Here is a 12,159-nt window from a genome sequence, read left to right as displayed (position 1 = left end):
ATACGCCTTGGCATGGAACAGGCCAGTCTTAGCTGCCCGCCACCATCATGCGTTCAATCAGCACCGAACCGGTGCGGATGTTGCTGCGCAGTTCCAGATCGTTGCCCACGGCCACGATCTGTTTAAACATGTCGCGCATATTGCCGGCGATGGTCACTTCCTGCACCGGGAACTGGATTTCGCCATTCTCGACCCAGAAACCCGCCGCGCCACGGGAATAGTCACCGGTGACCATGTTCAGGCCGCTGCCCATTAACTCGGTGACAAACAGACCACGCCCCATTTTGCGAATCAAGGCTGCCTGGTCTTCATCACCGTGTGTCACAAAGAGGTTATGCACGCCGCCGGCGTTGGCAGTGCTCGGCATGCCCAGTTTGCGCCCCGAGTAAGTGCTCAGGATGTACGAAACCAACTCGCCGTCCTTGATAAACGGTTTGGCGTAAGTGGCCAGGCCATCATTGTCGAACGACGAGCTGCCCATGGCGCGCATCAGGTGCGGGCGCTCATCCAGGGTCAACCATTCAGGGAAAATCTGCTGCCCCATTGCATCGAGCAGGAACGACGATTTACGGTACAGGTTGCCACCCGAGATTGCCCCCAGGAAACTGCCAAACAGGCCGCCAGCCAGTTCGGCCGAGAACAGCACCGGCACCTCGCACGTCGGTACCGGGCGCGAGCCCAGTCGCCGGGCAGCGCGCTCGGCAGCGCGCTGGCCAATGCTCACGGCGTCCATCAACAACTCGCCCTGGCAATTGACGTCATACCAGTAGTCACGCTGCATCTGGCCGTCGCCTTCGGCAATCATTACGCAGCTGAGGCTGTGACGGGTCGAAGCCGAGCCGCCGATAAAACCATGGCTATTGCCGTACACGCGGCAGCCCTGATGGGTGCTGAGGGTGGTGCCATCGGCATTTTTGATCCGGCTGTCGGCCTCAAATGCAGCGGCTTCGCAGGCCAGGGCCTTTTCAATGGCCTGCTCGGGGGTGATATCCCAGGTGTGGAACACATCAAAGTCTTTCAGTTCACGCGCCATCAGGCTGGCATCGGCCAAACCCGAGCTTTCGTCTTCCGAGGTATGTTTGGCAATCGCCAGGGCGGCGGCGACGGTTTCGCGGATGGCATCCGGGCCGGTGGCCGAGGTGCTGGCCGAGCCTTTGCGCTGGCCTACATAGAGGGTGATGCCAAAACCCTGGTCACGGTTGAACTCTACGGTTTCAACTTCGCGCTGACGTACCGAGGTCGACAACCCCTGCTCCAGCGACACGGCGACTTCACAGGCGCTGGCACCCTGGCGCCTGGCTTCGGCGATGATTTGCTCGACCTGTTCCTGCAGTGCCGGCAAGGCCTGCGGGCCGACGCTTTGAACTGCACTCATGGTTTTCTCCACTCAAATTCTGTTTTCGGCAGGGCCGCCGAGCGACCGGGCCGGACAAGCGGCCCCCGACTGGTTATCATGGCGGCGTTTCTTTGCGGACTGCCACCATGGTTGATTCTTACGACGACGCCTTCGACGGCGAAAAAAGCAAATCGCAGGTCAAACGCGAGCTTCATGCTCTGGTTGATCTGGGCGAGCGTCTCACGACACTCAAGCCTGACTTGCTGAACAAAATGCCCCTGACTGACGCTATGCGTAAGGCTTTGGCAGATGCTCCAAAACACACGGCTCATATTGCGCGCAAGCGCCATATGATGTTCATCGGCAAACTGATGCGCGATCAACCGCTTGACGAAATTCTTGCCTTGATCGATCAAGTCGATGCCTCTTCTCGCCAGTACAACGAACGTTTTCACAACCTCGAGCGCTGGCGTGATCGCCTGATCGAGGGTGATGACGCTGTACTGGAAAAGTTTGTTGCCGAGTTCCCTGAAGCCGACCGCCAGCAAATGCGTTCGGTGATACGTCAGGCCAAACACGAGCTGGCTCATAACAAGGCACCGGCTTCAAGCCGCAAATTGTTCAAGTACATCCGTGGGTTGGACGAGACTCAACGCGGTCTGCGTTAAGCCTCGTACCCGTGAAGGTTGCCTGGCAACCTTCACGGGACCTCCCCTCAACCGCCCGTACCGCCTACAGTGATCGCGTCAATCTTCAGGGTTGGCTGGCCGACACCTACCGGCACCGACTGCCCATCCTTGCCACACGTGCCTACGCCGCTGTCCAGCGACAGATCGTTACCGACCATCGACACCTTGCTCATTGCTTCCGGCCCGTTGCCAATCAGGGTCGCGCCTTTGACTGGGCGAGTGATTTTGCCGTCTTCAATCAGATAGGCTTCGCTGGTGGAGAACACAAACTTGCCGCTGGTGATATCGACCTGACCACCACCCAGATTGGCGCAGTAGATGCCCTTTTTCACCGAAGCGATGATTTCGGCAGGATCGCTTTCGCCGCCCAGCATGTAGGTGTTGGTCATGCGCGGCATCGGCAAGTGCGCATAGGATTCGCGACGGCCGTTGCCGGTGCGCGCCACGCCCATCAGACGGGCATTGAGCTTGTCCTGCATATAGCCCTTGAGCACGCCGTTTTCAATCAGGGTGGTGCACTCGGTCGGGGTGCCTTCGTCATCCACGCTCAGCGAGCCACGGCGGCCCGCCAGGGTACCGTCATCGACGATGGTGCACAGTTTGGAAGCAACCATTTCGCCCATGCGTCCGCTGTAGGCAGAACTGCCCTTGCGGTTGAAGTCCCCTTCCAGACCGTGACCCACCGCTTCATGCAACAGTACGCCGGACCAACCCGAGCCCAGAACCACCGGCATGGTGCCTGCCGGAGCCGGTACCGCTTCGAGGTTGACCAGGGCCTGGCGCAACGCTTCACGGGCGTAACCCATGGCACGATCGTCAGTGAGGAAATAGCGGTAGTCGGTACGCCCGCCACCACCATGACCGCCGCGCTCGCGACGGCCATTCTGCTCAACGATGACGCTGACGTTGAAACGCACCAGCGGCCGGATATCTGCCGCCAGCCCGCCATCGGTGGAGGCCACCAGAATCCGCTCCCAGACCCCGGCCATGCTCACGGTGACTTGCTGGATACGCGGATCGAGGGCGCGGGTGGCGGCATCGACACGCTTGAGCAGCTCGACCTTTTCTGCGAGGCTGATGACTTCCAGCGGGTTGTCCGGGCCATACAGCTGAGCCACGTCCTGAGTGGTGAACGCCTGCACCGTGCCGTTTTGCCCGGCACGGGAGATCGAACGGGCGGCGCGGGCGGCCTGACCCAATGCGTCCAGGGTAATGGCATTGCTGTAGGCAAAGCCGGTCTTCTCGCCAGACTGGGCGCGAACACCTACACCCTGGTCGAGGTTAAAGCTGCCTTCTTTGACGATGCCGTCTTCCAGCGCCCAGGATTCGGAAATCTGGCCCTGGAAATACAGGTCTGCCGCGTCGATACCCGGCCCGGCCAGGTCGCCCAATACGCTTTGCAGGCTTTCGATGGTGACACCTCCGGGTGCCAACAGGTGTTCGCTGACTGAGGTCAACAACTCGCTCATAATCACTCCGTCTTGGCCCCTGCTTCAGCATCTTTAAGTGCTGAACCCTCGGGCCTGAAAAATCTGTTCTGTGGGAGCGGGCTTGCTCGCGATGGCATCGATGCGGGGCAACGGTTACACCCTGTCGCCTGCATCGCGAGCAAGCCCGCTCCCACTTAAATTAGATGGGCGTTGAACCGCCGATGGCTCACCACCGGCATGCGCGCCCTGATATCCGCCTGCTCAAGCGCATCGCGGCGGGCCAGCAACACCCCCTCGCCCTGCGCCTGCTCGGCCAGCACCCGCCCCCAGGGATCGATAATGGCTGCATGCCCCCAGGTTTCTCGCGGGCCCGGATGCACGCCGCCCTGGGCCGCTGCAAGGATATAGCACTGGGTTTCAATGGCGCGGGCGCGTATCAGTATCTCCCAATGGGCCGCACCCGTGACAGCGGTAAAGGCCGAGGGCGCGGTAATCAGTTCAGCGCCCGCAGTGCGCAGCTCACTGTACAGCTCCGGGAAGCGCAGGTCATAACATACGCTCAGGCCCAGCTTGCCGACCGGGGTATCAACCACCACCACACGCTTGCCCCGGGCATAGTCATCAGACTCGCGATAGCGGCCACGGTTGTCAGACACATCCACATCAAACAAGTGCAATTTGTCGTAACGGGCCGCTTGCTCGCCCTCGGCGTTGATCAGCAATGAACAAGCATTGACCTTGGCTTCAGGCTGCCCCTCGGGGGGCAGAGGCAAAGTACCAGCCACTACCCATAACTTGAGGTCGCGGGCGGTCTGTTTCAACCAGGGCAGGATCGGGCCCTCGCCCAAGGCCTCGGCGCGGCCGATGGCGGCAGTATCGCGACGGCCCATCGCGGCAAAGTTCTCGGGCAACACGGCCAGTTGCGCACCGCCTTGGGCAGCCTCCTCCAGCAGGCGACGGGCCTGGGCCAGATTGGCCAGGACATCGCTCTGGCTGACCATTTGAATCACTGCCAGGGTCATGCTGCGCTCCTAGTGTTTCTCGAAAGGCTTGTCGAAAGTGATCTTCGGATCGTTCCACGGCCCTTGAATGCTGTATTGCACGCTGGCGAAGCGCGACACCTGATCACCGATCAGCTTGTTGAGCAGGAACATCGCCCCGCCCGCTGCCGGCCCGCCCACCAACAGCGCTGCAAGGGGCAGGTTATTGGTCACGGGCAAGGTCACCAGCAGCTTGGCGTCGACCCGGTCGGTGACCATGTTCAATGTACCGTTAAGTTCCAGATTGGTGGACGGCCCGGTCATCAGGATCGGCTTGCCTGTGCTGTACACGCCGCTGCGGGCATTGAGCACGCCCTTGACCCGGTCATAGCTCAGGCCCTTGCCGAACAGGTCGGAGAAGTCCAGGCGCAGACGGCGGCCAATGGCGTTGAAGTTGAGCAAGCCAAAAATGCGCAGCACCTGGGCGCTGCCGTCGACTTCCACAAACTGCCCCTTGTTGAGCGAGGCGTCCAGTGTGCCGGAGAAACGCTTGAGACCAATCCACGCTGGCGAACCGGGCCAGTTGCCATCGATGTCCACATGAAAGTTGTCGCTGGTGACGCTGGGGGCAAAGCCCCAGTTCTTCAGCACCGTGGCCAGGTTGCCGCCACCCAGGCGCCCCTGGTACCAGCTTTTGCTGTTACCCGCCACGCCTTCCCAGCCGCCCGAACCTTCTAGCAGCATGCCCTTGAGCCCCAGGTTGAGACTGGTAAGGCTGATGCCACGGCTGTTGGGTCGAATGTTGAGTGACCAGGCACCAAGCAGGTCCGCCCCCTGGTAGAGCTGGCGAATAATGATGTCCAGGGCCGGTATTTTGCGCGGGTCGACCGCAGCCAGCGGGTCGGGGGCATTCTCGTCTGCCACCGTCTTGGGATCAGGCGCAGGCAGGCGAATGGTCTGCATGTTGACCACAATCGGCGCGTTGTTCGCATCCGGTAGGGTCACGGCGCCGATGGCCTGCTTGCTGTCGATTTGCAGCGCCCAGGAGGCGGCGACGCGCTTCATGACCAGGCGCACCTGATCCAATTGGGTGCCGAAGGCAATCAACTTGCCGACTTTAAAGTCCGCACTGCTGAGCAGTTGCTTGGCGCTGCCGCCGGGGTCATTGCCGGCATATCGTTCGACCAGCGCCTGCCAGGGGGCGACGTCCAGCTCCGACAGCACGCCGCGAATGCGCAGGCCCTTGGTCGTGGGCAAAACGGGTTTGCCATCGCCCAGGAACAACTCGCCACGCCCGTCTTCAAACTTGCCATTGGGGGCAGCAAAGGTCAGGTTGACCAGGTCGCCGTAGTCAAACCAGTACCGCCGCTCGGCCCCTTGCAGAGTCATGCGAAACACGCTGTTGCGGCTTTCATTGGCCGCCAGCCCGAAGGGTGCCGGCAAATCCACCACCGCGCCCTTGAGGCTGGAGCTGACGCGTAACTGGCTGTCGGCACCGTCCAGGGTCAGTTGCAACTGATAGGGCAAGTCACCGCTTACCGGGATCGGTTGATTGAACTTGAGCCAGTCCGTGAGTTTTTTCACCCCCACCTGACCGCTGGCCACCACCCGGGTGCTGATGCGGCCAGGCTTGCCGTCGGCAAAGATCTGCGCGGTGATCGGGCGATCGAACGCCCGGGCGCTGATGCCCTTGCCGCTCAGGCCCTTGGCACTGTCAAAGCGCAGGTCACCCTTGAGCTGGGTCAGTTCAAGCTCGGGTTCGCTGATTTTCAGGCGCGCCTTGTCGACATTGAAGTCCACCAGGATTTTTGGCTCCACGCCCTGTTCCAGCGGGATGTCCAGATCAACACGGCCCTTCAGCGAACCTTCACCCTGCCAGCCAGCGAACGTTTCTGCGGTACCTATCGGTGCTTCCTGAAGAATTTTCAGACCGTCCCCCAGCCCGCCCTCAAAGTCGCCATCCAGAAACAGATGGCTGACCTTGCCGGCAGGCACATGCGGGATGCTGACAGCCACGTTACGCACACGGGTGTCGAGTAGCTGACCTTTGCTGGCCATGATCCGCACACCGCTATCTTCAATAAACACATCGCCCGACACGTTACGCACATGGGGCCAGCCAGGCTGGAACGCCAGTTCTGCGCCATGCACCTTGAAAAACAGGCTGATATTGCGCGCCGCCGCAACGGCGTCATGGCTCAGCGAACCTTGATACTGGAAGAAGCCCTCTTCGACTGCGCCTTTGATAATCGCCGTGCTCAGCCACTCCGAAAGCGCCGGACTCAGTACTTCAGGCAGGTACTTGGGGGTAAAACGACCGTCGCCATCTGTCAGGCCCACCCGCAGGTCCATGTAATCTTCCTGGGAATGGTCAAGGTGAATGCGGATCAAAAAGTCGGCCGCGATATTGCCCTCTTCCCCCAGCACTTTGATGTAGGGCGCAATCAGGGTGAAGCTGTCCTTGTTCAGGGTCCAGGTCAGCAGGGCATTGGCTTGCAGGTATTGCCAGGGCTTGGCGAAGATCGGGTCGAGGTGCAGCATGAAGTCTTTGCTGTCCAGGCGCAGTTCGCCCTTGCCCAGGTCGCCGCTGATCAGGCCACTGACATTGCGCGCCGCCGGAGCGCCGTGGGTGGCATTGAAGCCGACCTGCTCCAGATTGGCCGCAAAGCTGATTTTTTGATCGTCCGTGGCTGCTGGTCGATAATCAGCCAGCACATTGCGCAAGGTGCCGGTAACGCTCAATTGATCGATGACTTTGGCGACGGCTTCCGGCACGGGGGCCAGTGAGTCCATCAGCGGCGTGATCGGGGTCAGGTCCAGGCGGTCGGCCTGCAGGTGCCAACGCTCCTGCTCCTTGTCGGTGGCCGCGAACTGCTGCAGTTGCAGACGGGTTTCCCAACGGGTCTTGCCCAGGTTCATGGCCAGTGAGTCGAGCACCACCCTGAAACCCTGTTTGCCGCGCTCAGCCCAGGCATGCAGCGCCAGGTTCTCGATGGTCTCGGGTTTGCGATCGGCATAGGCACCACTGAACCGGGTCGCATTCAGGCGCGCCACCGCGCTCTGTACCGAGCCCTGGCTCCAGTTGAACCAGAACTCGCCTCCAGCCTTGAGCTCGGAGACTTTCCACGGTGCGATCAGCGTGGCCGGCAGCCACTTGGCCCAATCACTTTGCGGCAGGCTCACATAGGCCTGGGCCGCACCGTCACGCCAGTGGCTGGCCTGAACCTGTGTGCTGAGGCTCAGCGCCACGGGCTGGCCATCGGGCAAGGTCAGCCGCGCATCAAGACGCTGGTCCGACGCGCCGACGTCCAGCGTCAGCCCGACATAAGTCAGGGTCAGCGGGGATTGTTTGTAGGGTTCCAGGGTCACCTGGCTGTCGAGCACCGACAACCGCGCCACGCGTTGCAGCTGATTGAGCAACTGTTCAGGGTCAAGCGGCTGGTCATCCTGCACCGGCAGCCCTTCGAGTGCCCAGTGGCCGTGTTCATCCTGGCGCAAGCTCAGTTGCAGACCATTGAGCTGCACGTGACCAATACGGATATCACGGTTCAACAGGCTGGCCCACACATCGGGCACCACCTGCACTTCATCCAGACGCAGGGCGCTGTTGCCCTCACCGACCATGACGTCGTGGGCCTTCAATACCGGCGCCATGCCGCTCCAGCTTCCTTCCAGGCTGCCAATGGTCAATGGCATGCCCAGCGCTTCGCGGGCTTTGCTCTGCACTTCAACGCGGTATTCGGCGATCAGGGGGGTCAATTCACGGCCGATACTGACGTACAACGCCGTCAGGACCAAAACCAGAGCGCACGCGCCCAGCCCCCAACGGGTCAGCGCGGCAAAAAAGCGTGTCAGACGCTCCATGTCAGGTGGCCCCTTAAATAATGATCGTAGGGGCCGGTTTCAGCCCCTTTTCGACGCTATGTGACGCTAGATACTTCAGAGCAGCACCACGTCGTATTGTTCCTGGGAGTACATGGTTTCGACCTGAAAACGAATCGTGCGACCGATAAACCCTTCCAGCTCCGCGACATTGCCTGACTCTTCGTCCAGCAAACGATCCACCACTTTCTGGTTGGCCAGCACACGATAGCCGGTCGCTTGATAAGCCCGGGCCTCTCGCAGGATCTCACGGAAGATTTCATAGCAGATGGTTTCGGGGGTTTTCAACTTTCCCCGGCCCTGGCAGCACACGCACGGCTCGCACAACACTTGCTCCAGGCTCTCGCGCGTACGTTTGCGGGTCATCTGCACCAGACCCAACTCGGTAATGCCGATGATGTTGGTCTTGGCGTGATCACGCTCCAGCTGTTTTTCCAGGGTGCGTATCACCTGGCGCTGGTGCTCTTCATCTTCCATGTCGATAAAGTCGATGATGATGATCCCGCCCAGGTTGCGCAGGCGCAGTTGCCGGGCAATCGCGGTAGCCGCTTCGAGGTTGGTCTTGAAGATGGTTTCCTCAAGGTTGCGATGCCCCACAAACGCGCCGGTGTTGACGTCGATGGTGGTCATGGCCTCAGCCGGGTCGACCACCAGATAACCGCCGGACTTGAGCGGTACCTTGCGGTCCAGAGCCTTCTGGATTTCGTCTTCAACGCCGTACAAATCGAAAATCGGCCGTTCGCCCGGGTAGTGCTCAAGGCGGTCGGCGATTTCCGGCATCAGTTCGGCAACAAATTGCGTGGTCCTCTGAAAGGTTTCCCGCGAATCGATGCGAATTTTCTCGATCTTGGGGCTGACCAGATCACGCAATGTACGCAGCGCCAGGCCCAGGTCTTCGTAGATCACCGTCGGCGCGCCAACCGTCTTGATCTGGGCACCGATCTGGTCCCACAAACGACGCAGGTAGCGAATATCCATCAGGATCTCATCCGCCCCGGCACCTTCGGCCGCCGTACGCAGGATAAACCCGCCGGCTTCCTTGATGCCTTCCTGGGCCACGCAATCACTGACCACCTGTTTAAGGCGTTCGCGCTCGGCTTCGTCTTCGATCTTCAGCGAAATGCCGACATGGGCAGTGCGCGGCATATACACCAGGTAGCGCGAGGGTATCGACAGTTGAGTCGTCAGGCGCGCACCTTTTGAACCTATCGGGTCTTTGGTGACTTGCACCACCAGGCTCTGGCCTTCATGCACCAGCGTACCGATGCTTTCAACGGCCTGGCCTTCACGCAGGGAAATTTCGGAGGCATGAATAAAAGCAGCACGATCCAGACCGATATCCACAAAGGCAGCCTGCATGCCGGGCAAAACCCTGACAATCTTGCCTTTGTAGATATTACCGACAATGCCCCGGCGCTGGGTACGCTCGACATGCACCTCTTGCAGAACACCGTTCTCTACCACTGCCACGCGCGATTCCATCGGCGTGATGTTGATCAGGATCTCTTCACTCATGGCTGGGTCTCGTTCAGGCGTCATCACAGTAGTGCCACGTCTCGTAGGTGCCGTATTCAGCGCACGGTAAGGTTTTGCCAACAGGGTATGCCGAAATGCCCGAGCAGTTCTGCGGTTTCGCACACAGGCAGGCCCACGACGGCGGAATAACTGCCATTCAAGCCCGCCACAAACACCGCAGCCAAGCCCTGAATGGCGTAGCCACCGGCTTTGTCCAGGGGTTCACCGCTGGCCCAATACAGGCTGGCTTCTTGTTTGCTGATGTTTCTAAAGCGTACCTGACTGCGTACCACTCGGGTTTCACAGCGCCCGGCGTCAATAATCGCGATCGCGGTCAACACCTCATGCTCCCGGCCAGACAGCGCCATGAGCATAGCCAAGGCGTCGGCCTCGTCGACCGGTTTACCGAGAATGTGTTCATCGAGCACCACGGCCGTGTCAGCCCCCAGTACGCAAAACGCAGCGTCCGGCATGGTCGTCAGCAGTTGTTGGCGCCCGGCCTGGGCCTTTTCGCGCGCCAGGCGCTCGACATAGGCCACAGGGGATTCATTCGGGAGGGGAGTTTCGTCAATGGCTGCGCTGACCGTTTCAAACGGCACGCCGATCTGAGTCAACAACTCGCGTCGGCGCGGTGAGCCAGAGGCCAGATAAAGCGAGGTCATCAAGACATCTCCCTGTCGAGGTGCACAAACCAGGAAATGGCTCGTATCCGGTTAATTGATTTTGAAGCGTCTGCACAGCCCGCGCAGCCCGTAACTGACCCAGGGCCACAGCAGGGCACTGACCACACCCGGCAACACCAGCGCCAGCGTTGGCTGGCGATTGCCGGTCAACGCACTGAGCCACAGTTGGGCAAGCTGCGCCAGGCCGAACACAACCAGAAGCACCAGGCATTGCTGCCACATCGGGAACACCCGCAAGCGCTGCTGAAGGGACAGCACCAGAAAGGTAATCAGGGTCAGGGTCAGGGCGTTCTGCCCCAGCAACGTGCCATACAGCACATCCTCCGCCAACCCCAGGCAAAACGCGGTGACCATGCCCACTTTGTGCGGCATGTACAAGGCCCAGAAAGCCAGTAGCAATGCCAGCCAGAGCGGGCGCAGGATTTCCATGAACTGGGGCATGGGTGAAATACTGAGCAACAGGCCAATGGCAAATGTCAGCCAGATGATCCAGCCGTTACGCGAACGGGTACTCGCCATTTATTGCCTCTCCCGGGTAGTGGCCGGCACGGCGGCTGGCGGCTTGGCGGCAGGGGTTGCAGCGGGCGCAGGTTTTTTCACGGTCTTGGGCTCGGCAACAGCCGCCGGAGCTGGAGCCACAGCCGCCGGGATAACGGCCGCTGCAGGCGCAACCGGCTTGGGCACCGTCGCCGGAATGATCGGCGGCGGTTCACCGTTTTGTTCAGCCTGCTGAGCCTTGGCCGCATCGTTGGCCCGCTCTTCAGGGGTACGGCTGTCACTGAACACCAGCAGCAGGTAACGGCTGCGATTCAGGGCTGCCGTCGGCACGGCCCGCACAATGGCAAAGGGCTGACCCGAATCGTGAATCACCTCCTTTACCGTTGCCACCGGATAACCGGCCGGGAAGCGCTGCCCCAGGCCCGAGCTGACCAACAGGTCACCCACCTTGATATCCGCCGTGTCGGCAACATGACGCAGTTCAAGGCTCTCGGGGTTGCCCGTACCGCTGGCAATCGCCCGCAACCCGTTACGGTTGACCTGTACTGGAATGCTATGGGTGGTATCGGTCAGCAACAGGACACGCGAGGTGTAAGGCATCAACTCAACCACCTGCCCCATCAGACCGCGGGCATCGAGTACCGGCTGGCCCAGCACAACGCCGTCACGTTCACCCTTGTTGATGATGATGCGATGAGTGAAGGGGTTGGGGTCCATGCCGATCAGCTCGGCCACTTCGACCTTTTCGTTGACCAGCGCCGAAGAGTTGAGCAACTCGCGCAGGCGAACGTTCTGCTCGGTCAAGGCCGCCAGCTTTTGCATGCGCCCCTGAAGCAGAAGGTTTTCGGTTTTGAGTTTCTCGTTTTCAGCCACCAGCTCAGTGCGGCTGCCGAACTGACTGGCCACGCCCTGCCACAAACGCTGCGGCAGATCGGTGATCCAGTAGGACTGCATCAGTACCAGAGACATCTGGCTGCGCACAGGCTTGAGTAACGTAAAGCGAGCGTCCACTACCATTAGCGCGACCGATAGCACGACCAGCACCAGAAAGCGCACGCCCAATGAGGGGCCTTTGGAAAAGAGCGGTTTAATAAGCCGCTCCTCCCGGGCAGGTGTTCAATTTATTCATACGGCTTCAAGCGGCCT

At 60.5% G+C, this 12,159-nt stretch carries 9 protein-coding genes; 1 reads left to right on the top strand and 8 read right to left on the bottom strand.

Annotation, left to right across the window (positions count from 1 at the left end; translation table 11 throughout):
* Positions 1 to 28 precede the first annotated feature (28 nt).
* On the bottom strand, positions 29 to 1,375 hold the full coding sequence (gene pmbA, locus EQV96_RS06815; RefSeq protein ID WP_095018242.1) for a metalloprotease PmbA: 1,347 nt from the start codon (positions 1,373 to 1,375) through the stop codon (positions 29 to 31).
* Between the two features lie 107 nt (positions 1,376 to 1,482).
* Here pmbA and yjgA point away from each other — a divergent pair, with 107 nt between their 5' ends.
* Positions 1,483 to 2,004, top strand: coding sequence for a ribosome biogenesis factor YjgA (gene yjgA / locus EQV96_RS06810; RefSeq protein ID WP_016781786.1), 522 nt, complete (start codon positions 1,483 to 1,485; stop codon positions 2,002 to 2,004).
* A gap of 47 nt (positions 2,005 to 2,051) precedes the next feature.
* Here yjgA and tldD read toward each other — a convergent pair whose 3' ends face one another.
* The 7 genes from tldD to mreC form a co-directional block, all read right to left on the bottom strand.
* Complete coding sequence (tldD, locus tag EQV96_RS06805; protein WP_240881668.1) at positions 2,052 to 3,494, bottom strand: metalloprotease TldD; 1,443 nt, start codon at positions 3,492 to 3,494, stop codon at positions 2,052 to 2,054.
* A gap of 155 nt (positions 3,495 to 3,649) precedes the next feature.
* Complete coding sequence (locus tag EQV96_RS06800; RefSeq protein WP_095001129.1) at positions 3,650 to 4,477, bottom strand: carbon-nitrogen hydrolase family protein; 828 nt, start codon at positions 4,475 to 4,477, stop codon at positions 3,650 to 3,652.
* 9 nt (positions 4,478 to 4,486) lie between these two features.
* Positions 4,487 to 8,299 carry a YhdP family protein gene (locus tag EQV96_RS06795; protein WP_095001128.1) on the bottom strand — a complete coding sequence of 1,271 codons (3,813 nt, stop codon included), beginning with the start codon at positions 8,297 to 8,299 and terminating at the stop codon, positions 4,487 to 4,489.
* 75 nt (positions 8,300 to 8,374) lie between these two features.
* Positions 8,375 to 9,832: a ribonuclease G gene (gene rng / locus EQV96_RS06790; RefSeq protein WP_095001127.1), complete on the bottom strand. Its 1,458-nt coding sequence runs from the start codon at positions 9,830 to 9,832 to the stop codon at positions 8,375 to 8,377.
* A 56-nt stretch (positions 9,833 to 9,888) separates the two neighbouring features.
* Positions 9,889 to 10,494 (bottom strand): Maf family protein, encoded by a 606-nt coding sequence (locus EQV96_RS06785; RefSeq protein ID WP_095018244.1) that lies wholly within the window; start codon positions 10,492 to 10,494, stop codon positions 9,889 to 9,891.
* 51 nt (positions 10,495 to 10,545) lie between these two features.
* Positions 10,546 to 11,034 carry a rod shape-determining protein MreD gene (gene mreD / locus EQV96_RS06780; RefSeq protein ID WP_095001125.1) on the bottom strand — a complete coding sequence of 163 codons (489 nt, stop codon included), beginning with the start codon at positions 11,032 to 11,034 and terminating at the stop codon, positions 10,546 to 10,548.
* Complete coding sequence (mreC, locus tag EQV96_RS06775) at positions 11,035 to 12,105, bottom strand: rod shape-determining protein MreC (RefSeq protein WP_095001124.1); 1,071 nt, start codon at positions 12,103 to 12,105, stop codon at positions 11,035 to 11,037. It abuts the gene before it with no gap.
* Positions 12,106 to 12,159: the final 54 nt, after the last annotated feature.

Origin of the sequence: Pseudomonas sp. TMW22080, from assembly GCF_022496745.1 — a bacterium.
GTDB classification, from domain to species: Bacteria; Pseudomonadota; Gammaproteobacteria; order Pseudomonadales; family Pseudomonadaceae; genus Aquipseudomonas; species Aquipseudomonas bubulae.
This window is presented reverse-complemented; position numbering and strand designations above follow the sequence as displayed.

Coding starts and splice junctions, on each gene's coding strand:
- pmbA (WP_095018242.1), bottom strand. CDS start 1,375: ATGAGTGCAGTTCAAAGCGTCGGCCCGCAGGCCTTGCCGGCACTGCAG.
- yjgA (WP_016781786.1), top strand. CDS start 1,483: ATGGTTGATTCTTACGACGACGCCTTCGACGGCGAAAAAAGCAAATCG.
- tldD (WP_240881668.1), bottom strand. CDS start 3,494: ATGAGCGAGTTGTTGACCTCAGTCAGCGAACACCTGTTGGCACCCGGA.
- EQV96_RS06800 (WP_095001129.1), bottom strand. CDS start 4,477: ATGACCCTGGCAGTGATTCAAATGGTCAGCCAGAGCGATGTCCTGGCC.
- EQV96_RS06795 (WP_095001128.1), bottom strand. CDS start 8,299: ATGGAGCGTCTGACACGCTTTTTTGCCGCGCTGACCCGTTGGGGGCTG.
- rng (WP_095001127.1), bottom strand. CDS start 9,832: ATGAGTGAAGAGATCCTGATCAACATCACGCCGATGGAATCGCGCGTG.
- EQV96_RS06785 (WP_095018244.1), bottom strand. CDS start 10,494: ATGACCTCGCTTTATCTGGCCTCTGGCTCACCGCGCCGACGCGAGTTG.
- mreD (WP_095001125.1), bottom strand. CDS start 11,034: ATGGCGAGTACCCGTTCGCGTAACGGCTGGATCATCTGGCTGACATTT.